Origin of the sequence: Dietzia timorensis (assembly GCF_001659785.1) — a bacterium.
Classification (GTDB): Bacteria; Actinomycetota; Actinomycetes; order Mycobacteriales; family Mycobacteriaceae; genus Dietzia; species Dietzia timorensis.
In genome coordinates this window covers 3,276,157-3,297,070 of sequence record NZ_CP015961.1, presented here as the reverse complement: position 1 = coordinate 3,297,070, position 20,914 = coordinate 3,276,157, and the positions used below count along the sequence as shown (strand labels likewise).

Sequence of the window (20,914 nt, the reverse complement as noted above, 5' to 3'; positions counted from 1 at the left end):
CCGCGATCGTTCACAATGGATCCATGACCCAATCCCGCCCCGCACCCACACAGGCCCACGAGCACCTGGATCTTCCCCGTGGCTTTCGCTGCTTCGTGACGGCGGCGGGGCTGCGCGAGCACGGCCCTGACGTATCGCTGCTTGCCGCGGAAGACACCGAGAACGCCTCATCCGCGGCCGTGTTCACCCAGAGCCTGTTCGCCGGTCCCTCGGTCCGAGTGAGCCGCGAGGCGCTTTCCGGTGGGGCGGGCCGGGCGTTGGTCACGGTCGCAAAGAACGCGAACGTCGCCACCGGTCAGGTCGGCCTCGATAACGCGCGCGAGCTGCAGCAGCTCGCCGCCGGCGTCGCCGGGCTCGACGCAGAGCAGGTGTTCGTCGCCTCCACCGGCGTGATCGGTCGGCGCTACCCCATGGACCTCCTGCGCTCCGCGTTCGACGCAATGGCGGATGACGGCGGGGTCGGCGCGACCACGGAGGCGGACGCCGTCGCCGTGGCCGAGGCGATGATGACGACCGACACGCACCCCAAGACCGCCGAAGCCCAGGTCGCGGGCAGCGATGCCCGCGTTGTCGGGATCGCCAAGGGCGTCGGGATGGTCGAGCCCAACATGGCGACGATGATCGCCGCGATATGCACCGATGCCCAGGTGCCGGCGGAAGAGCTCGACGAGGTGTTCCGGAGGGTCGTCGACCGCACGTTCAATGCGCTGAGTGTCGATACAGACACCTCGACCTCGGACTCCGCCGTCATACTTGCATCCGGGGCGGCCGGGCCGGTGCCCGCGGACGCCTTCGAGGACGCGGTTGCGGCGGTATGCCTGGACCTGACCCGGCAGCTCGCGCGTGACGGGGAGGGCGCGACGAAGCTGCTCACCGTGTCGGTGACGGCGGCGCGCGACGACGCCCAGGCCAAGCGGGTGGCGAAGGCGGTGCTCAACTCGCCGCTGGTGAAGACCGCGGTGCACGGGGCGGACCCGAACTGGGGCCGCGTGGCGATGGCGATCGGCAAGCTCGGTGTCGAGGGCGGGCCTGACCAGGACATCGATCCGGAGAAGGTGCGGATCGTGTTCGGCGACCTCGAGACGTACCCAACCTTCGCGGGGGAGGCGGAGCTGGAGCGGCTCACCCAGATCATGAGCGCGGAGTCGGTGGAGATTCGCGTCGAGCTCGGCATCGACAACAGCGGCGAAGGTGGCACGGCGACGGTGTACGGCTGCGACCTCACCCGCGAGTACATCGCGATCAACGCCGATTACACGACGTAGCGCCGCACGTTCTGCGGCCGGACTCTAGCCGGAACTCGATTCCGAGCTGGACGTCGACGGCGAGGAACTGCCGGAGGAACCTCCGGCCGACTCGGACCTGCCCGGCGAGACCGGCGCGGTGACGGTAGGGGGCTGCCCGCGCAGATGGGCACCCGGCACACCGAGCTGGGTGAGCAAGATGGTCCGCACCCGTTTCCACGGGCCCTGGCGGATGTCGGTCCACGGGTCGTGATTGCCGCCGGGCACGATCTCCAGGCGTGCGTCGTCTCCGGCCGCGCGGGCCTTGGACACGTAGTCCTCGGACTGGGCGGGCAGGACGACGTCGTCCTTCTCGCCGTGGATGGCGACGACCTCGACGCCGGTGGGAAGGTGCGAAACCGGGCTGGCGTCGACGAACTTCTTGCGGTCCTCGTCCAGCGTGGTGCCTAGCAGCGTCTTGAGGTAGCGGTCCCCGCTCTCCTCTGCCTTGACCAGGTCCGCGACGCCCGCGAGGGACACGCAGTGCGAGACCGGCTGCCGGACGTTTGCGCCGGGAAGGTTCGCCGGCAGGGCGCTGCGACCGGCGATCCACAGCGCGAGATGGCCGCCGGAGGAATGCCCGCACACCGAGACGGCGTCGAGGTTGAGGCGGCCGCCCATCTGATCGTTGATCTCGGGCAGGTAATCGACCGCATCGCAGACGTCCTGGACCGTGGTGGGCCAGCCTCCGCCGCTACCGGTGCGGCGATACTCGATATTCCACACGGCGACGTCGAACGAGGCGATATCCTCGGCGAGCTTGCCCATGTACTCCAGGCTCTGCTCCTGCGACCAGCCACCGCCGTGGACGAGCACGACGACCGGCATCGAGGGGTTGACGGAGGCCGGCAGATAGAAATCCCCGAACGTCTGCTGCCCGCCCTCGGCGGCGTTGCGATAGAACGTGCGGCGCGGAGGCAGGACGTCGACGGGCCCGTCGGGCCGCTGATAGTGGAACGTGCTCGGACGGTCCACGCCGCGCAATTCCGAGGACTCGTCGGATCCGGAATCGGAGCCGGTGCGGGCCACCGAGAATGCCGCCGCCCCTCCGACCCCTGCGACCATGCCCCACAGCATCTGGCGGCGCGTCGCCGGGCGGCGCCACGCTGGGCCACGCCGGCGGGATGTGCTCAACGGAACTCCTGCTCGCTAGGGGGATCGGGAGATGGGACTCCGCCTGAGTTTAATGACGCGAGCAATCACCGTCCAAGCGGCGCGAGCGGGAGAGATCTACTTTCCCCCAGATACCGATCCCGCGGCGACGTCCTTCTCGGCGCCGTCGTAGTAGGGCACGTATTCGCAGTCCTTGGACGAGAGCACGTACAGCGGATCGTCGAAGCGCGTGGCGTCGTAGCCGTCCTTCTTGAGATCGGTCTTACGTACCTTGAACGTCGAGGTCTCCTCGAGCTGCTCGATGATCCTGATGAACAGCGGGACCGCGTAGTTCGGCAGCGAACCGGTGAGCGCCTCGGCGTAGGCCTTGCCATCGAAATCCGCGCCGTCCTTGAGCGTGAGCGCCGCCATTCCCGCACGGCCGTCGGTGCCCGGGATCTGTACGCCGTAGACGGTCGCGGTGTCGACGCCGTCGATTCCGCCGAACGCACCCTCGACCTCGGTGGTCGCCACGTTCTCGCCCTTCCAGCGGAAGGTGTCCCCGAGCCGGTCGACGAAGGCGATGTGGTTGAAGCCCTGGTTGAACACGAGGTCTCCGGACAGGAACCAGGCGTCGCCCTTCTTGAAGGCGTCGCGCACGATCTTCTTTTCGGTGGCGGCCGAGTTCGTGTAGCCGTCGAAGGGAGTCGTTTTCGTGATGTGGCCGATCATCTGGCCGACCTCGCCCGGCCTCGCCTCGACGAGCCAGCCCTTCTTATTGCGGACGAGTTCCTCGGTGTCGGTGTCGACCTTGACGATCTTGTGCGGGACCGTGGTGAACCCGGCGGTGGAGTCGACGCTGAACGCGTTGACGAACGCGACGGGCGACTCGCTGGCGGCGTAGAACTCGCACACCCGCGGGATGTTGAAGCGCTCCTGGAATTCCTTCCAGATCTCCGGGCGCAGGCCGTTGCCCATGATCATCCGCAGGTTGTGCTCACGTTCCTGCGGGCGGACAGGCTGACCCAGTAGATACCGGCACAGCTCGCCGATGTAGATGAATGCGGTCGCATCGAAACCGACGATCTCGTCCCAGAACCGCTTCGCCGAGAACTTTTCGCCGATCGCGAGGCAGCCGCCGGCACCGAGCACCGCGGACAGCGCGACCGTGAGCGCGTTGTTGTGATACAGCGGCAGCGGGCAGTAGAGGGTGTCGGTGCTGCGCAGGCGCGCACCGGAAAGGCCGAAGGCGACCATCGCCTTGTTCCACCGCAGGTGGGTCATCTTCGACGCCTTGGGCATGCCCGTCGTGCCGGAGGTGAACACCTGGTAGGCGGTCTGCTTGGCGAGAACATGGGGGGTTGACGGCGGATTGTCCGTGCTCGCGTGGCCGCCCATCTGCTCTACCAGATCGTCGAGCCACGGCAGGTCCCTCATCGCGTCGGGGCGCTCTCCGGCGGCGGCGTCTGCCACGCGAAGGTCGTGCGCGGTGTCCACACCGATGACGGTGCCGCACCACTTACTCGACCCCGGAAGTGACAGATAGGCCTCTTCGCACTCGGCGCCGATGAGCATGACCTTCGAATCCAGCAAGCCCTGCGAGTGGTCGAGTACGTCGCCGCGCTGGTGCACGTTGATCATGCCCGCAGACGCGCCGAGCTTGACCGTCGCCAGCACGGCGAGCAGCGCCTCAGGGCGGTTGGTAATGCACACGCCGACCGTGTCGCCCGAACGCACGCCCTGCGCGTCGAGCACCGCGGCGATCTCGTTTACGCGTTCGTTGGCCTCGCGGTACGTCCACACGTCGTCGGCGAACTTGAGAAACGGGCGGTCCGGGGCCTTGTCGACGTTCTGCTCGAACACCTGCCCGATCGAGCGCTTGTGGTGGCTACGAATCGTGCGCAGGAGGAACAGGCCGCGAAAAACCGAGGGCAGGTCCGGGATCATGTCGGGCAGCCCCTTGGCGATGTCCGTGATCGAGACCGTCGAATATCGGTTTTTGCGTGCTGAGGTGTCTTTATGCGGCGCGGACAAGATTCTCCCTGACGTTGCAGTTGCGTGTGCAGTATGGAATTGGCTTGGCGGTGAAGGACCGTGCGATGGCGCGGGACCCGTACGCACGGACGGCTTCGATTTCTAAGATGTTTCGCGAGGTAGGGGTGTTGAGTTCGTGCCGGCGAGGCCACCCCAGCTTAACTGGACGACGAGATCGGCCGCCGCGTTCTGGTCGACCTCCTTGTTCGCCACCCGGTCGGCGACGGCCTCGCCCGCGCCGACGAGCGCGACGGCGATGAGCTCGGCGTCCTCGCCCGAATACGTGTCCGAAGTCGAGCGCTTGAGCAACTCTGCCGTCATCTCGATGAACAGTCGGCGGGTGGAGGTCACCGTCTGCCTGAAGGGCGGCTCGGCCTCGGCCTGCCGGTAGACGACGTTCCACGAATCGGCGTTGGACTCGACGAACTGAAGGAAGGACGAGATGACCTTCTTCAGGCGCGTCTTCGGGGAATCATCCGGCGCGATCTGCGCCTCGAGGGTGTCGATCAGCCGCCCGGACTCGCGAGTCACGCACGCGAGAAAGAGCTCCTCCTTCGAGCCGTAGTAGAGATACAGCATCGGCTTCGAGGTCTCGGCCTGCTTCGCGATCGCGTCCATCGACGAAGAGCGATACCCGTGCTCGGAGAAGACCTTGATGGCCGCGTCGAGCATCTGCTGTTCCCTGATCGCACGGGGTACGCGCTTCGTCCCGGCGTGCTTCTTACTCTCGCCGCCACTCGGCTCGCGCGGAGCTGTGGACGACGCTCTCTTGGAGGATGTGGCTCTGGTGGGCACATGTACCTCCCCATGCTCGACTGCGACGTGATGTGGATGGGCTCCACGCGGTGCGCGGCGGTCCGCCACGCGCTGTGATCTAACTTACCCGCCAGTAATATATCGCGCTCGGCGGGATCCCGGTCGCGTGACCTCAAATACGCTCGGAGTGGGAGTCCGCGGCATGTGCCGCCACGCGATGATGCGTCATGTTGGGCAAGCCTTGTGGCAGCTGTTAAAGTCACCACAGATACGCCCGCGCCCGGGCCGCCGATTCACGCCGGGGCCCGCGCAGCAACCGAAAGGGTCACCTCGAAAATGAAGGCAATGGTAGGAAGTCTTGCCGGAGTAGGCGTCGGCATCGTTGCCGGTGTCATCGTGGCTTTCGGCGCGCAGGCAGCCGTGGCGGAGAACTCGGTCCCCGAGCTCGAGACCCCGCCGGCCGACCAGTCGTTGTTCGGACAGGTCGAGTACGGCTCCCGCGGCTAACCGAAGGTGGCGTCACCGGCGCTGCCGAAGTCCGCGCCGCGCCTGCGAGGACTGGCCGACTTCGTTCTCGCATTCCCCGCATTCCTTCTCGTCGTAGGGCTGCAATCGCCGGGCAAGATCGTCTCGGACACCAAATACGATCTCCTCGTCGACCCTGTCGGCTTCCTCTCCCGCAGCGTGCATATTTGGACCGATGAGTCCTTTTCCGGGCAGGTGCAGAACCAGTCCTACGGCTACTTCTTCCCCCAGGGTGCCTTCTTCGCGGTGGGCCAGCTCGCGCACGTCCCACCGTGGATCACGGAACGACTGTGGTGGGCGCTCGCGCTGACCATCGGCTTCACCGGCATCTACCGCCTTGCCCGAGCGCTCGGGATCGGCCGCACCCCGTGGCAGATCCTCGGCGCTCTCGCCTATGTCGGCGCACCGAAGGTGCTCACCTCTCTCGGGACGATCTCCTCGGAGATCTGGCCGATGATGCTTGCGCCGTGGGTCGTGCTCGCCATCCACAAGGGCCTGACCTCCCGGTGGACCCCGCGCCGCGCAGGCGCCGCGGCCGCGCTCGCGGTCGCGCTCATGGGAGCGGTCAACGCCGTCGCCACCGTCGCCGCGTGCCTTCCCGCGCTGCTGTGGTTGCTCACCTCCCGTCCGAACCGGACATGGCGGCGGCTCGCCGGCTGGTGGGTCGGCCTCAGTGCGCTCGTGAGCCTCTGGTGGATCGTGCCACTTGTCGTACTCGGCAGCGTCGCCCCGCCGTTCCTCGACTACATCGAATCCGCGGCGGTGACCTCCCGCTGGTCCGCGCTCGTCGAGGTGCTCCGCGGCTCGAGCAGCTGGGTGCCGTACATCTCCCCGAACGTCGGCGCCAACGAGCAGATCGTCGCGACCCCGCTGGTCATCATCGCCACGGTCGTCGTCGCAGGCGCCGGCCTCGTCGGGCTCGCCTGGCCGGGCGCCTCCGGGCAGGGTGCCGCCGGACGAGGGGGCACCGGGCGAACCGAGGAGCGAGCGATCTCCCATCGCGGCCGGCTCGCCCTCATGGCCGGGTCAGGACTGCTCCTGCTGACGGCGGCCTACGCGATTCCCGGACCCGGCTGGATCACCCCCTCCTTTCCCTTCGCCGAAGCGGTCCAGGATTTCCTCGACGGCGCCGGAGCCCCGCTGCGCAACGCCCACAAATGGGAGCCGGTGTTGCGTCTGCCGCTCGTCCTCGCGGCGATCTATTTCTTCACCCGCGCCGCGGGCCGTCTGCCGAAGGGGTCGGGGTGGCGCCCGCACGCGCTTCGCCTCGAGCGCATCGAGCGCTACCCCGGCCTGGCCGCCGTCTGTGCGGTCGTCCTGGCCCTCGTTCTCGCGCTGACCCCGGTGTGGCGCGGCGAGCTCGCCGCCAACGGTCCGCACGAGGCGCCCGCCGAGCATTGGTCCGAGGCGGCCGACTGGCTGGCCACCAACGCCGCGGACTCCCGCGCGCTCGTCGCGCCCGGCTCCTCCTTTGGCGTCCAGGTGTGGGGCACCTCGCGGGACGAGCCGATCCAGCCCCTCGCCGATTCGCCCTGGGCCGTGCGCGATTCGATTCCGCTGCAGCCGGCGCCGGCGATTCGGGCGCTCGACTCCGTGCAGCGCGTCTTCGACTCCGGCCGCCCCTCGCCGGGGTTGTCGGCGACGCTCACGGAGCAGGGCATCGGGTATGTCGTCGTGCGTTCGGATCTCGTGCCCCAGACCGGCGGGACCCGGCCTGCGCTCGTCCATCAGGCGTTGCGCGAGTCCGGCGGGTTCACGCCCGTCGCCCGCTTCGGCGTACCCCAGGGCGCCGCCCCGATCGTTGGCGAGTCCGCGACCGCGACCGTCGATTCCGGGCTGCGCCCGCAGGTCCCGTCCATCGTCATCTACCGCGTCGGCTCGGCCACCGATCTCACCCCGTATTCGATCCCGCTCGACCAGGTCCCGCAGGTCGCCGGGGGCCCCGAGGCGCTCGCGCGGCTCGATGATCTCGCCGCCCTGCGCCCGGGTTCGGCAACGGATTCCGGCGACGGCGCGGGCGCCGAGCCGACGACGCGGCTGCTCGCGAAGGACGCCGAGGCGGCGGGGGCAGCGGGGGCCGGGGATCTGGGCACGTCCGCCGTCATCGGAACCGACACACCCGGCCTGCGGGAGACGGACTTCGGAAGGGCGTCGCAGTCGACGTCCGCGCTGCGCACTCCCGGGCAGGAGCGGACCACCCTGAGCTCGCAGCTCGACTACGCCGCGCAGATCGATCCGGATGACGGCGAGCAGGCCGATCCCGGGGCCGGCGATTCCGCCGAGGCCTACCGCACACATCTGCGTTGGCGCGGGGGCGAGATCACCGCGTCGAGTTCGGCGGGCGCCGCCGACGAGCCCGGTCCCGTCGCGCAGGGCAAGGGTGTCGCAGCGCTCGCCGACCGGGACGAGCGAACCACGTGGCACTCGCGCGGAGGGGACGGAGCGTTCGGGCAGAGCGTGCGCGTGGACTTCGATGTCCCTCGCGACAGGCTCGTGCTCACCGTGCAGACCCCGGGCCCGGAGGAGCTCGCCGGTTCGCCGGTCGTGCGGGTCAACGTCGAGACCGACACCGGCTCGACGGTCGCGTCGATCACCCCGGGCGAGCCGTCGACGATCGCGCTGCCCACCGGCGCCTCGACATTTGCAGAGGTGACGGCGGTGGCCACCGAAGCCGGGACGAGGGGCTTTGATTTCGCGATTTCCGAACTCGGCGTGCGCAGCGGCGGGGAGGACGTGACCCCGCGGCGCGAGGTCGTCGTCCCCGCGAGCGGGCGGCAGGTGCTCGGCTGGTCGCTGGGCGCGCAGTACCCGGGCCGCTCGGCATGCATGCCCGAGGCCGGGCGTATCGCCCGGCCCGGAGGCAGGCCGGGGCCGGAGGCCCCCACTGCGTGCGAGGCAGGGTTCGCGGTGCCTGCCGAGGAGCCGGGCGAATTCACCCGCACCCTGGACTCGGCGCGCGAAGGCGAGTTCCGTCCGCTGCTGAGCGTGCGGGCGAGGGCGGGGGGAGCGCTCGACGCGCTGCTCACCGCCGGGCGTGACGAGCTCACCGCGAGTGGGGATGCCGATGTCGACGATCCGCTCGGCAACGCGCTCGCAGCAGTCGACGGAGACCCGGGCACCGCCTGGCGGGCGCCGCAGTCCGTCGTCGACGACGAAGAGGACGCGAAAGCCGAAGACGAACGCGACGGCAGGGGGAAGGACGACGACGCCGGATCGGAGGAGGCCGAGCCCGCGGAGCTGCGCATCGGTGTGCCCGAGCGCGGCCGCATCGGTTCGGTACGGATCTGGCCCACGGCGGCGGTGAACGGGGCGCGGCCGGAGGTCGTGGAGATCGAGATCGGCGACCGCACCGAGCGCGTCGACCTCACCGACACCGAGCCCGAAACCGATGGCTCGTGGATCCTCGATATCCCGGACGCCACGGCCTCGGAGGCCACCATTCGCGTGCTCGAATACTCGGTCGTGCGCAACGATGCGGGTTCCGGCTTCGACGCCCGCCCGCCCGCGATCGGGGACGTGCGCCTGCTCGGCACCGATGGGCTCCCACTTGCCCGGCCGCTCGGGACCGGCGAGGAACCGATCCGCGTGCCGTGCTCGGAGGGCCCCGTGATTCGGGTCCGCGACGCCCACGGCGAGGTCGCGTCCGAAACGCGAATGACGGTGACGACCACGGTCGACGCGCTGCGCCGCGGCGAACCCGTCCTCGCTGCGCCCTGCGGCGACGCGCCGGCACGCCTTCCGGCGGGCGAGGGTACGGTCACCGTTGAACCGGGCCCCGCGCTCAGCGTCGATGGGCTCGAACTGTCCCCGGCCTCGGCGCGGGCGGGCGATCCGGCGCTCGGCGAGGCCGCACAGGACCGCGCGAACACCGTCGTCGAGGAGGACGGTCCCGCGCGCCGCGTCCTCGAGCTGACCACTCGCACCGGCGACGCGGGGACCCTGCTTGTTGTGCCGCAGTCGTACAACACCGGATGGAATGCGCGCCTTGTCTCCGCAGACGGCGAATCCGAACTCACGCCGATCCCCGTCGGCGGTTGGCAGCAGGGCTGGATTCTTCCCGCCGGGGTCGATGCGGGCGCGAAGATCGTCATGGACTTCCCTCTCGACGGCTACTACCGCGCCGCTCTCTCCACCGGACCGTTCGCGCTGATCCTCGTGCTGTGGCTGTTGCTTGCGCGCGGCCACGACCGGGCGGGCGCCGCCAGCGAACCCCGCAGAGGCTCGAGGCGCTGGTGGCTGGCCGGGGGAGCGGTTACCGGCGTCGTCATCGGCGGCGTGCCCGGACTTGCGCTATTCGCTGCCGCCGTCGCGGGTCTGCGTGTGCTCCCACGGCGGGCCGCGCCCGTCCTTATCGCCGGGGCCCTCGGCGTCGCCGCGATGCTCGTTGCGCGCGAGCCGTGGCCGGGGACCGAGTGGGGCGGTGATTCGATCGCCGCGCAGCTGCTTGCGTTGGCCGCGCTCGCCGTGGTGTTCGCCCGCGGGGCGCTGGACTACCCGCGCCGCGCGCCGGAGCCCGATGCCGAACCGGGCGCCGACGCGGGCACTACCGGCCGCAGCGGGGCCTGACCGGCCGCGCGTCTGGCGGGTTCCTCGATCCACGCGTAGCTCGCCGCGGACACGACGATCGTCACCGCGGCGGTCGCGATCCACATGATCGGCATGTGGCCGCCGAACATCGGCACCCCGAGCACGCCGAAGAGCAGCTGGAGCACGACCATGTGCCACAGGAAAATACCGTAGGACCAGCGACCGAGAGCGAGCATGGGGCGCGAACCCAGGAACCGGAAGCGCGCCGCGGGACCGGCGAGAACGATCGGCGAGAGAAGGCACCACGCGATGAGCGCGCCCGAGCCGGTGCGCCCGGCGAATTCGGCGGGGCTCGCCTGCACGAAGCCCTCGGTGTAGAGGCGGGTGCTCGTCGTGGTGAGGAAGATCAGTGCCGCCGCGGCCCACCACGCCCACTTCGACCACGGGGCCCGGTAGAGCGCGAGCAGCGCGCGAGGCGGCGCGGCGGTGAACTCGGCGAGCAGGATGCCGACCGCGAACCACGAAGCGAACGCGGCGGGGAGCGTATGCGGGTTGATTCCGGCGGGAAGGCCGGCCGCCTCCCACGGCACGTACGCCCACGCGAGGCTGACGGCGGCGATGCCGAGAATCAGTGGCACCCGCCATTTCGCGCGGTCTCCGCGCAGCGGCGCCAGCGCGAGCCACAGCAGCGGCAGCACGACATAGAAGGCCGCCTCCACCGATAGCGACCAGGCGTGGGTGAGACCGGCGACGAGTGCCCCGGGCACGAGTACCTGGACGAGAGCCAGGTTGGCCACCCATTCGCCGATCCCGATGCCGACGTTCTCCGGCAGCGCCAGCATGGCGACGAGGACGACGACGAGATAGGCGGGCATGATGCGCACCAGGCGCGAGCGGTAGTACTCGCGCACCGGGCGCTGCGGGCGGCCCGGGCGTGAGCTCTCTCCGCCGTCATGGGCGGTGTTGGCGTGGCGGCGCCACAACAGAAATCCGGACAGCGCGAAAAACACCGCGACCCAGAGGTCGAAGCGACCCCACACGCGGGCGAGCGGGGAGCCGGTGGATGTGGCGGTGAGGAAGGCGACGTGCGTGGTGAGGACGCCGAACGCGGCGAGCGCGCGCATTCCCTCGAGCGGCGGGATGAATCCTTTGGCCGTGCGAAGCGGCGCCGCGGCGGTGGCCGGCGGCGCTGGAGGCGTCTCGTGCTGTGCTGGGGTGTTCATCGTCCGCCTCATATATTCGCATTCCGCTGGGCTACACGCCGCGCCGGTTCGCAGCGTGAGGCTGGACACGTTTATACTTCACAGAACGACAAATCGACGCTTGCCTTGCAGAACGAGTATCCTCCGGCCCCGCTTGACGTCGGTGAACGTGCTGGGAGGTCACGCCGAAAAGGAGCCTGTTGCATGACATCCCACTCGCCGCGGGGGAGTAAGACGCGCCTCGCGCTGCCAGCCATTTTCTTCGGTTTGGGCGCGTTTCTCATCACGTTGGCGCTGATGCTCGTGTTCGCGGTCGTGCCGAGCCAGAAGGTCACGCCGCTCGATCTCGATTCATTGACGATCACCGAGGAAGCCCCGGCGAACCTTCTGGTCGGCGCGAATTTCGCAGCAGGCGAGCCGACGCCGGGCAACGCCGAGCGCGAAGAATGCCGTCCGCCGTCCCCTGAGGAAGAGGGCGAAGGCGAAGATGCCGAGGCGCCGGCCGAGGGCGAAGGCGAGGAGGCGCAGCCCGAGGAGGCTCCGGAGGACGCGCCGCTGCCGATGTCCTGCTTCATGGAGGCCGGTGTCCCCACCGTCGCGCAACGCCAGGTGTACGCGGTCGAGCCTGGCGATAAGGACACCGTTACCTTCCAGGCCTCGCAGTCCGTGCTGCGCCAGGACCGGCTCGACGAGGGCGACGAAGAGGGTGCGCTCGTTCAGGCGACCAAGGACCGCGTGACCATGGACCGCAAGACCGCCGAGCCGATCGAGGGCAACAACGGCTCGGTCGAGCTCGTCGACGCGGAGACCACCGGCGAGGCGCCGGCCGAGTTCCACCGCGAGGGCCTGCAGTACAAGTGGCCGTTCGATCCGAAGGAGGAGGACTACGACTACTTCGACGCCTCCACCTTCACCACGAACCCCATCCATTTCGTCGAGGAGTCCGAGGTCGACGGCGTTCCGGTGAACGTCTACCGGCAAGAAGTCGGGCCGATCAACATGTACGACTCGATCGCCGCGCACTTCCAGGCCATCAACCCCGGCTTCTCCCAGGCCGTGAACTCGATTCTCGCGTCCTACCGGATCAGCGGCACCGCCGGCGCCTGGGGCCTCGACGGCGATCCCAACCGCGAGGTCCGGATGAATCGCTTTTACACCAACGAGCGCACCATCTCGGTGTCGAAGTCGACGGGGCAGATCCTCAAGGGTCGCGAGGACCAGTTCCAGTTCTTCGCCGAGGATCAGGGCGCGGCGGATGAGTTCTTCGCCGACAAAGCGGCCGTCGAGCAGGAGAAGCAGCAGCCGACCCGCACCGCGTTCTCGTACGTCGGCGCCTGGGATCAGCCGACCATCGATCGTGCGGTCGAGCGGTCCCAGGAAAGCGATTCGCGGGTCACCCTGTATGGGCGCACCCTCCCGATAAGCCTGGGCATCATCGGCCTGCTCTTCATCGTCGGCGGATTCTTCGTCACCCGCCGCAAGAACTAGCGCTCGCGCTGCCCACCGCTTTTAGTGGCCGGACCCCGAGATGGGGTCCGGCCACGGGTGATTTAACGTGATCTACCCAGAAAGCGGCCCGGTTGCTCTGCGTGACCTCCCGCAGGGGCTGATCCCGCGCGGGGAGTTACGGGCGCGCCGACCGCGCGGCGGCCGGCCGCAAGGCGAGCCCGGCTACGACCGCCGTCACCACGAGCGACAGCCCGGTCCACGTCGCCAGTGTCGTCACCGACAACGCATCGCGAACGGCGGACCCCGCAGCCCCGGTCGCCGCGAGAAGCGGCGCACCCGCGACGAGCGCCACGCCGATCCAGGCGACCCCCGCCTCGCGGGTGCGATGCGCGGCAATTCCCGCGAGCAGCAGCACTTGGATCACCGACTGCAGTGCGCCGAGCGCCGTGAACAGCCACAGCCATCCCGCCACGGGCGCGTAGTCCTCACCGACCACGATCGGGACCACAGGAGTGACGGCGAACGCGCCCAGACACAGCGCGAGGCCGACGCCCCCGACGACCGTCAATGCGAGTCGGCGGGCCCGCGCGTGGGAGGCCGGGTCCGCCATCTGCGGGAACAACACGGTCGCCACGGCGGCCGGAAGCCAGAACGCCACCTTCGTCGCGATCGAGCCGAGCGCGTAGTTGCCGGCGTCGACGGGGTCGAGCACGGCGCGCGCGACGAGCAGGTCGGTGGTGGTCAGCGCGATGAGGGCCAGCTGCACCTGGCTTGCCCGCACGACATCGGCGACCCGGGGGTGCGCGGACGGCCGGCCCTCGTGCGCCGCCTCGGGCGCGGCCCGTCCGGCGGTCCACCGGGCGAGCGCGAACACCGCGACCACCCCCGCCGCCTCCGCGGCGAGCGTCGGCGCGACGTGCCCCGTGGCGGCAAGCACCGCGATCGCGGGAACCGATTTCCCGATCCCCGCGAGCGCGGAGAATACCGAAAAGCGCACGAAACGCCCCGCGGCCTGCATCAGCCCGAGCTCGACGCTGAACACCGCGAGCGCCGGGGCGCTGGCCATCGCGGCGACCGCCGTCACCATCGACGTGGACAATGCCGCGGACACCGGCCACGCGAGGACCGCTACGGCCACCGCGAGCCCGGCCGCGACCTTCCAGCCGATACGGCGAAGGTGTTCCTGCGACGCTCCGAGCGTGCGGTCGCGCGCGACGACCGCCTGTAGCGCGAGGGTCGGTACGGCGGCGATGAGCTGCACCGACAGCAGGGCCGCGAACTCGCCGTACAACTCGGGGCCGAGCCAGCGCGAGGCGGGCAGGTGCACGAGATAGGCGGCGATATTCGCGATCATCGCCCCCGCCGTCACAACCAGCGCGTTGCGCCCGAAACCGGGGGTTCGGGGCGTCGCGGAACTGGGCGTGGGGGCGTCGGACATGGGCTTCAGTGTGCCAGTTGCGCCGCGCGGGTCCGCCGGGCAGCTACCGTCGTGTCCATGACCGACGCACCCAGCACCCGCGCCGGCGCCGGCATTCGAACGTGGGCGCCCGACGCCCTTCTCATCGCGATCGCGGTCGCCGCGCTGTGGGGTCACGCGCTCGTCGGGGGTGCGGGTGGGCGCTTCGTGTTACTGCGCGATGCCGTGAGCACGCCGGGCCCGCCGCTGTCCGATGCGGCGCTCGGCGTCGGGCCCGCAGCGGCGCGGGCGGTGCCGCAGGACGTGACGATGTGGGCGCTTCAGCACGCCTTCACGGCGGTCGGCGCGCCCGAGGCGCTCGTGTTGCCACTACTCGTCGCCGCGGCGCTAATCCTGCTCGGTGTCGCCGGACGCGCGTGGGCGCTCGCCGCCGTGCCGCACGCCGGGTTTGCGGTGCGGGCGCCCGCCATCACGGTGGCGATGTGGAACCCCTTCGTCGCCGAACGCCTCGCCCAGGGGGCATGGTCACTGCTGCTCGGCGTGGCAGCGGCCGCGCTCGTTCCTCTTTACTTCTTGCTGACGTCGCCCAGCCGCGAACGCTCGGCCCGCGGCAACCCCGCGTGGCTCGTCCCGGTGATCGCGCTCGCCGCGTTCACACCGACCGGACTGGTCATGGCTGCCGTAGCCGTGGTGGGAGCGATGGTGGTCGCCGCTTGTGCGGGCCGCCGGGTCGCACGGGCTGCGGCCTTCGCCGTGCCGGCGCTCGCACTGGCTGCGATGCCGGCGCTCGCGGGGACACTCCTCGGGTGGGGCGCCGGTGATGCGGGCAGCGCGGAGGCAGGCGTCGCCGCGTTCGCTGCGCGCGCAGAGCCCGGGCTCGCGACAATCGGCTCGCTCGCCGGACTCGGCGGCATCTGGAACTCCGACGCGGTACCAGGCTCCCGAACGGGCGCGCTCACCGTGCTGCTCACCCTTCCTCTACTTCTGGTGTGGATCACCGGGGCCGTGTTCGCCTTCCGCCGCGTGCGCCCGACCGGCGATTCCGCTTCCAGTGCCTCTTCCGGCGCCCCCGCCGACATGCTGCCCGCGCGCACCGCGTTGGGCGCCGCGACCGCGGTCATCGCCCTCGTCTCGCTTGCCGCGACCCCACCCGGCCAAGCGACGCTCACCGCGATGATCGATACCGCTCCCGCCCTCGGCATCCTCCGCGACGGGCAGAAATGGGTGGGCCTCGCGATCCCGGGCGCGGCCGTCGCCATCGCACTGGTCGCACACGCGGTCCGCACGGGAATCGCCCCCTCGTCGACTCGCCTCGCCGCGGCAGGTGCGGCGGCGTTCGTCCTCGTGCCGCTCGTGCTGGTACCGGACGCCGGAAAGTTCCTGAACAGGGAATTCGTCCCCGTGCGTTACGGCGGGGGCTGGGACGGAGTCAACGACGTACTCGCCGCGGCGAGCGAGGCATCCGGCAGTCGGCAGACCGTCCTCGTCCTGCCCGCGGGCGGCTTCCGCTCCACGCCACTGTGGGCCGGCGGCCGCGTTGTGCTGGACCCAGCGGCGCGGCTGCTGCACGCGGACGTGCTCGAACCGGGCGACCTCGCCGTCGGCGGGCAGATCGTCGAGGGCGAGGGCGGCGACGCCCGCGACGCGCAGCGCGCACTCCTCGGTGGCGCCGACGCGGGCGAGCTCGCGGCCATGGGCGTCGACTGGGTGCTCGACGAGACGACAAGCCGCGGCGAGCGCGGAAACGCCGCCGACACTCTCGCGGGAGCGCAGCAGCGCTTCGCCGACGACGAGCTGACGCTGTGGCGCCTACCCGCCGCGGATCCGGCCGCCACCGAAAACGCCGAAGCCTTCGCCCCCGCGTCGGAATCCGCCCGCCGACTCGCTCTCGTCGCGCACGCCGCCTGGGCACTCGCGCTCGTCGGCGGCGCGGCCGGAGCCCTCATCGCCGGGCGTCGCCGCTAACCTCTCGCGGCCTCCGCTACGGAATCGGCGCCAGGATCAGACCTGGCGTCGCGCTTCGCGGCCGTCGCCGCCAGTCCACCCATGACGGCGGACGCCGCGATCCCCAGGCATACACCGCCGACGACATCGCCGAACCAGTGAACGCCGAGATAGATGCGGCTGATCCCGACCGCGGCGGCCACGACTACCGCGAGCACCCACGCCACCCGCCGCCGCGCGGCCGGCCATGAGGTACCAAAAACGGCGACGACACCGAGGCACACGGTTGTCGCGATTGTCGTGTGCCCGCTGGGAAACGACCAGCCGCCGGCATACTCGAGCCAGTCCCGCGCATCCGGACGCGGGTGGCGCAACCACTCCTTGACAAGGCGGAACGTTAGTGCCGCCGCGAGCACGCCCGCGGCGAAGAGCAGCGGTCGCCGCCACCGTCTCGTCCACGCGGCTACGCACAACGCGATCGCCGCGGTGAGTGCAGAAGCGGTGAGAGGCGCGAACACCGCGCTCACCGCGCGCATCGGGGGCGAGAGCCACGGCGAACGCAGCTCCAGCGCGAAATCGTGGACCGTCGTATCGACCGCATCGGTCCACCCGAACCAGGTGATCGCGACGGCGAGGCAGAACGCCACGCCCGACGTCATACCTACCCGTGCGGCGGCCGGCACTACCGCTCCCGGCCGGAATCCGCCGGTGGGGCGATGACACCGGAGTGCACGCGCCCCGTGGCGGCCTCGGAGAGCAGCCATGCGGCGGCGGCGCCGGCCGATTCCCAGGAGAAACCGGCCGCCTTATCGCGGGCGGCCTCGCCCATGCGCTCGAGCCGTGGGCGGTCGGCGAGGAGCTCGCGGGTCGCGGCGATCATCCCGTCCAGTCCGTCGACGAGGATGCCTGTGCGCCCGGTGTCGATGGAATCGCGCAGGCCCGCGGCGTGGGTGTAGCCGATCGTCGGCACCCGGTGCTGCCCGGCCTCCATCACCGCGAGGCCCCAGCCCTCCTTGCGCGAGGGCATGAGGTGCACGGTCGCGGCGCGCAGGATCTCGTGCTTGCGGTGCTCGGAGACGTGCCCGTGGAAGGTTGTTGCGCCGGATACGCCGAGCGCGTCGGCGTGCTCGCGCAGCTGCGGCTCCCACCAACCCCCGCCGATGACGTCGAGGTGCAGGTCCGGCAGGTCGGGAAGAAGCTCGGCGAGCAGCGAGAGCGCGTCCTCGACGTGCTTGTGCGGCACGAGCCGCGACAACACGACCAGGCGCGGCCCCGGCGCGCGTCCCGACGGCGTGCCCGCGGAGATCCCGGCGGGAATGGGATCGACACCATTGCGGATCACCGCTATGCGTGAGGCGGGCACGCCCAGCGAGGCGAGTTCGGCTGCCGAGGGCCGCGAGACCGTGAGCCACTGGCGGCGCCGGTGCACACGCGGGGACAGCCGGGATTCGATCCACCAGCCGATCCGCGCGAGGACCGGCCCCGCGACAGGCCACTGCTCGCGGTGGCAGTGGTGGGTGAGTACGACCGTCGGCGCGCCCGAGAACGTCGCAGCGAAAAAAGGCACGCCGTTCTGGGTATCGATGACGGCGGAGAACGCCTCGCGCCGGCCCATGCGCGCCGCCGCGCGTTCGCGCAGGAGAAACAGGCACGCGCGTGGGTATACCGAAAGCCGTCGCCCTCCCCGGCGGAAGGTGACCCCGCCCGCGGACTCGGTGCGCGCGGCGCCTCGGTACTTCGCTGTGCGGAAGACGACCTCGTGCCCGGAGGCGGCGAGATATCTGCCGATGTGCTCGAGATAGCGTTCGCTGCCGCCGCCTTGAGGGTGGCTGCTGTCACGCCAGCACAGGAGGAGATATCGAGCCATGGGCGGCAAGTTTACCGGCGGCCCCGGCCGGTGGCGATTCGAAACCCCAGGGCACCGGCAGCCGTTCGCGGTGGTGACTCCCGGCCCGTCGGTGCACACACGATAAGCGCTCGAACAGGCGGAGTTCGATTTTTGTCAGTAGAGGCAAGTAATATTCTCCAGGAATTATCGACGTGTTTACAGCAGTTGGCCGGAAGCACCGTGGCGTCCGCGAGTTCCTCGTGGCTTGCGACAATCCCTCGTCGTCGCGGTGCCCGACTGAAGGCCGGGTTCACGCGCGTTCGCGCGGGCCGGGCGGTCAGGGGGCAAAGTAAATACCGTCGAAAGTGGAGTATGTGCGTGCCCTTGTCCTGCGGTCACGTTTCACGAGATAGATCGAGGGGCGGTCTCGCCACGCCGCCGTCTTGCGCGGGCACCGGCGCGGCGAGTAGCGCCGTGAAGAAGAGAGGAGGAGGGGAATGGCACCGTCGTCGACGCCGATTCCCGGCTCCTCCGAACCCGAATCCTCGGAGCCCGGATCCGGCGGCGAGGCCGGATCGGGCGGTGGATCGGGCGCCCCTTTCGCAGGCTCGTCAGCGCGCCGTCAGGAACTGGGGGAGGATGATGAGAAACCCCGAGCGATAGCCGGGCTCTCCGAGGAGGTCGTCGCGGCCGCCGTCGACGGGGATGCCAAGGCCATCGGCGTGTTGTTCGCGGTGCTCAATCCTCGGCTCGTGCGGTACCTCGGGCTCATGGTCGGTCGAGATGCCGACGACGTCGCCTCCGACACCTGGGTCGAGGTCATGCGGAGCCTGCCGCGCTACGTCGGAGGAGCGGACACCATCGGCGCATGGGTCATCGGCATCGGCCGCCACCGGGCGCTCACCTACTTCCGGCGACAGAAGTCGCGCCCGCAAAGCGCCGCCGGGATCGACGACTTCGCGGAGATTCTCGCCGGGGAATCCAATACGCACCAGAGCGTCGAGGACTCGATGTCCACGGCGCACGCGATGGCGCGTATCGCCGCCCTGCCCAAGGAACAGGCGGAGGCGGTTTTTCTCCGCACTATCGTGGGCCTGGACGCGGTGAGCGCGGGCGAGGTTCTGGGGAAGAACTCGGGTGCGGTACGCACCTCCGCGCACCGCGGGTTGAAGAATCTGGAGAAGCAGCTCGTCGCGGAACGTGATGCGGACCGCAGACTCGAGGCGGCCGGATCGGCGGAAAATCCCGCGGCCCGCGGCGGAAGCAGGAAGACTCGATCAGCGGTGCGACCCACGATCAGGGGGCGTCAAAGCAAACGAGGGGACCCTCCCGATGGATAATCGGCGGCGAATCGTGAATACTTTGCAAACTTGCGCATTGTGACGGAAAAGCGGAAAAAAATAAAGGCCGTAACGGTTATTGATATGTGATCGTTACTTAAGGCGGCGTAACGAAATTTCTTCTTTAGGAACTGGAGAAGTGTGAACGGCGAGAGCTTGCCCGGCGAGGGCGACGAACTCGAGCGATTGCTCGAAGGCGGTGAGTTGGCGGGATCCCCCCTGTCATCACTGCTGGGTTCGGCGCGCGCCGGTTTGCCCTCTGCTGATGGGTTCACAGTCGTCGCGGGCTCCGCGGGCGCCGCCGCCCTCATCGGCGGCGCAGCATCCCTGGCCTCGGGTTCAGGGGGATCGGCCGCGGCGGCGGGCGCCGGAACAATGGGTGCCGCCGGCGCCGGAGCGGGCGGTGTCGCAGGGGTGGCGGGTGCCGCCGGCGCGGCCGGCGCTGCGGGCGTGGCCGGTGGAGTCGGCTTGGGAGCCGTGGTCGCGGTGGCCGCGACTGTCGGAGTGGTCGCCACGGCGGTCGTCGGGGGTATCGCCCTCAATTCCGGAGAAAGTCAGGACCCCGTACCTCCGGCTGCGACGACGAGCGAGAACGCCGAATCCACGGGCGAGAGCGACCCGAGCGGTCTGTCGTCCACCACCGAGCCGTCAGAGTCGTCCGAGACCTCTGCGACGGACACGTCGAGTTCTGACTCGGACTCGTCGACGTCGGCAAGCGATAGCGATTCCGAGAGTTCTTCGGGCGAGTCGAGCCCGAGCGTCGGCGAGGGAGATCGCTCGTCCGCGTCGCCGGGCACCCCGTCCGTGCCGATCGATCCGCCCAAGGCCCCTGCGGCCCCTGTCCCTGTGGATCCCGGACGCGATGCCGTGGCACCGCCGATCACGCCGGAGGCGTCTCCCGAGCCTGAGGCGCGGGAGGATGTCATCTCGCCGCGAGTGGCCGAGGCGGACGAATCTCCTAGGGCGGTGGAAACCAGCTCGCGGACGCTGACGGCGGTACCCCCGGTTTCGAAGCCTGACGGCGAGACGCGCCCCACACGCGCGACGCTGACCGCGGCCCCCGCGACGGAATCCTCGGAGTCGCCGAGTGCGACGACGAAGACAGACACTGCGTCAACCACATCAACCACGTCAACCACGTCGAGCGCGGAGTCGGAGACGACGACGGCAACGTCGGAGTCCTCGGCTACGACGTCGGCGCCGACGGCGACGACGACTGTCGAGTCCGTGCCCACCACACAGGAAACGGCTCCGCACGGATCCAACACCCGGTGCACGTTCGGCACCGACTGGGTGATCTGCATCGTCGTGGACCGAGGCCACATCGAAATCGGCGCTTCGGCCAAGTCTTCGCCTTCGACCTCGACCTCGACATCGGCCACCGTGAGTTCTTCGGAAATCGCGAGCCCCGCGGATGCGACGACGGAAGCGGAATCCAGCACGACCGCGCGGACGTCGACGCCGAACAGCGAGGTTCCGACCGCTGAAGATACTCGCACCTCCGACGTCACAACAGA

14 protein-coding genes are annotated in these 20,914 nt (G+C 69.8%); 6 read left to right on the top strand and 8 right to left on the bottom strand.

The window, feature by feature from the left end:
- The first annotated feature begins 23 nt into the window (after window positions 1-23).
- Window positions 24-1,265: a bifunctional glutamate N-acetyltransferase/amino-acid acetyltransferase ArgJ gene (gene argJ / locus BJL86_RS15190; RefSeq protein ID WP_067476678.1), complete on the top strand. Its 1,242-nt coding sequence runs from the start codon at window positions 24-26 to the stop codon at window positions 1,263-1,265.
- A 24-nt stretch (window positions 1,266-1,289) separates the two neighbouring features.
- On the opposite strand, the gene BJL86_RS15185 is transcribed toward argJ, so the two are convergent.
- The 3 genes from BJL86_RS15185 to BJL86_RS15175 all read right to left on the bottom strand — a co-directional run bounded on the left by BJL86_RS15185 (window position 1,290) and on the right by BJL86_RS15175 (window position 5,081).
- Entirely contained in the window at window positions 1,290-2,417 is a 1,128-nt protein-coding gene (locus BJL86_RS15185; protein WP_156515398.1) for an alpha/beta hydrolase family protein, read from the bottom strand.
- Window positions 2,418-2,513: 96 nt separating this feature from the next.
- The gene (locus BJL86_RS15180; protein ID WP_075845083.1) at window positions 2,514-4,409 is read right to left on the bottom strand and encodes a long-chain-acyl-CoA synthetase; all 1,896 of its coding nucleotides are present in this window, start codon (window positions 4,407-4,409) and stop codon (window positions 2,514-2,516) included.
- A 102-nt stretch (window positions 4,410-4,511) separates the two neighbouring features.
- A complete protein-coding gene (locus BJL86_RS15175) occupies window positions 4,512-5,081 on the bottom strand; it encodes a TetR/AcrR family transcriptional regulator (RefSeq protein WP_067476672.1) in 570 nt (189 codons plus the stop codon).
- A 429-nt stretch (window positions 5,082-5,510) separates the two neighbouring features.
- On the opposite strand from BJL86_RS15175, the gene BJL86_RS15170 reads away from it, so the two are divergent.
- Entirely contained in the window at window positions 5,511-5,672 is a 162-nt protein-coding gene (locus BJL86_RS15170) for a DUF2613 domain-containing protein (protein WP_231887267.1), read from the top strand.
- Window positions 5,673-5,678: 6 nt separating this feature from the next.
- The gene (locus BJL86_RS15165) at window positions 5,679-10,256 is read left to right on the top strand and encodes an alpha-(1->3)-arabinofuranosyltransferase domain-containing protein (protein ID WP_083657657.1); all 4,578 of its coding nucleotides are present in this window, start codon (window positions 5,679-5,681) and stop codon (window positions 10,254-10,256) included.
- Here BJL86_RS15165 and BJL86_RS15160 read toward each other — a convergent pair.
- A complete protein-coding gene (locus BJL86_RS15160; protein WP_075845081.1) occupies window positions 10,181-11,440 on the bottom strand; it encodes an acyltransferase family protein in 1,260 nt (419 codons plus the stop codon). The genes BJL86_RS15165 and BJL86_RS15160 overlap by 76 nt on opposite strands.
- A 183-nt stretch (window positions 11,441-11,623) precedes the next feature.
- On the opposite strand from BJL86_RS15160, the gene pgfA reads away from it, so the two are divergent.
- The gene (gene pgfA, locus BJL86_RS15155) at window positions 11,624-12,907 is read left to right on the top strand and encodes a cell envelope lipid trafficking protein PgfA (RefSeq protein ID WP_075845080.1); all 1,284 of its coding nucleotides are present in this window, start codon (window positions 11,624-11,626) and stop codon (window positions 12,905-12,907) included.
- A 136-nt stretch (window positions 12,908-13,043) separates the two neighbouring features.
- On the opposite strand, the gene BJL86_RS15150 is transcribed toward pgfA, so the two are convergent.
- A complete protein-coding gene (locus tag BJL86_RS15150) occupies window positions 13,044-14,306 on the bottom strand; it encodes a polysaccharide biosynthesis protein (protein WP_198034332.1) in 1,263 nt (420 codons plus the stop codon).
- A 57-nt stretch (window positions 14,307-14,363) separates the two neighbouring features.
- On the opposite strand from BJL86_RS15150, the gene BJL86_RS15145 reads away from it, so the two are divergent.
- On the top strand, window positions 14,364-16,250 hold the full coding sequence (locus BJL86_RS15145; protein ID WP_075845079.1) for an MmpA family trehalose lipid delivery protein: 1,887 nt from the start codon (window positions 14,364-14,366) through the stop codon (window positions 16,248-16,250).
- Here the strand turns inward: BJL86_RS15145 and BJL86_RS15140 are convergent.
- Together BJL86_RS15140 and BJL86_RS15135 are read right to left on the bottom strand one after the other, a co-directional pair.
- Entirely contained in the window at window positions 16,247-16,912 is a 666-nt protein-coding gene (locus BJL86_RS15140) for a phosphatase PAP2 family protein (RefSeq protein ID WP_198034331.1), read from the bottom strand. The two genes, BJL86_RS15145 and BJL86_RS15140, sit on opposite strands and share 4 nt — an antisense overlap.
- The gene (locus BJL86_RS15135) at window positions 16,912-18,096 is read right to left on the bottom strand and encodes a glycosyltransferase family 4 protein (protein WP_075845077.1); all 1,185 of its coding nucleotides are present in this window, start codon (window positions 18,094-18,096) and stop codon (window positions 16,912-16,914) included. The genes BJL86_RS15140 and BJL86_RS15135 overlap by 1 nt, the downstream gene beginning before the upstream one ends.
- 458 nt (window positions 18,097-18,554) lie before the next feature.
- Between BJL86_RS15135 and BJL86_RS15130 the strand changes: the two genes are divergently transcribed.
- On the top strand, window positions 18,555-19,397 hold the full coding sequence (locus tag BJL86_RS15130; protein WP_067478786.1) for an RNA polymerase sigma factor: 843 nt from the start codon (window positions 18,555-18,557) through the stop codon (window positions 19,395-19,397).
- Between the two features lie 554 nt (window positions 19,398-19,951).
- On the opposite strand, the gene BJL86_RS15125 is transcribed toward BJL86_RS15130, so the two are convergent.
- The gene (locus BJL86_RS15125) at window positions 19,952-20,908 is read right to left on the bottom strand and encodes a hypothetical protein (RefSeq protein WP_067478439.1); all 957 of its coding nucleotides are present in this window, start codon (window positions 20,906-20,908) and stop codon (window positions 19,952-19,954) included.
- Between the last annotated feature and the right edge of the window lie 6 nt (window positions 20,909-20,914).

Coding starts and splice junctions, on each gene's coding strand:
- argJ (WP_067476678.1), top strand. CDS start 24: ATGACCCAATCCCGCCCCGCACCCACACAGGCCCACGAGCACCTGGAT.
- BJL86_RS15175 (WP_067476672.1), bottom strand. CDS start 5,081: ATGCTCGACGCGGCCATCAAGGTCTTCTCCGAGCACGGGTATCGCTCT.
- BJL86_RS15170 (WP_231887267.1), top strand. CDS start 5,511: ATGGTAGGAAGTCTTGCCGGAGTAGGCGTCGGCATCGTTGCCGGTGTC.
- BJL86_RS15160 (WP_075845081.1), bottom strand. CDS start 11,440: ATGAACACCCCAGCACAGCACGAGACGCCTCCAGCGCCGCCGGCCACC.
- pgfA (WP_075845080.1), top strand. CDS start 11,624: ATGACATCCCACTCGCCGCGGGGGAGTAAGACGCGCCTCGCGCTGCCA.
- BJL86_RS15150 (WP_198034332.1), bottom strand. CDS start 14,306: ATGTCCGACGCCCCCACGCCCAGTTCCGCGACGCCCCGAACCCCCGGT.
- BJL86_RS15145 (WP_075845079.1), top strand. CDS start 14,364: ATGACCGACGCACCCAGCACCCGCGCCGGCGCCGGCATTCGAACGTGG.
- BJL86_RS15135 (WP_075845077.1), bottom strand. CDS start 18,096: ATGGCTCGATATCTCCTCCTGTGCTGGCGTGACAGCAGCCACCCTCAA.
- BJL86_RS15130 (WP_067478786.1), top strand. CDS start 18,555: ATGGCACCGTCGTCGACGCCGATTCCCGGCTCCTCCGAACCCGAATCC.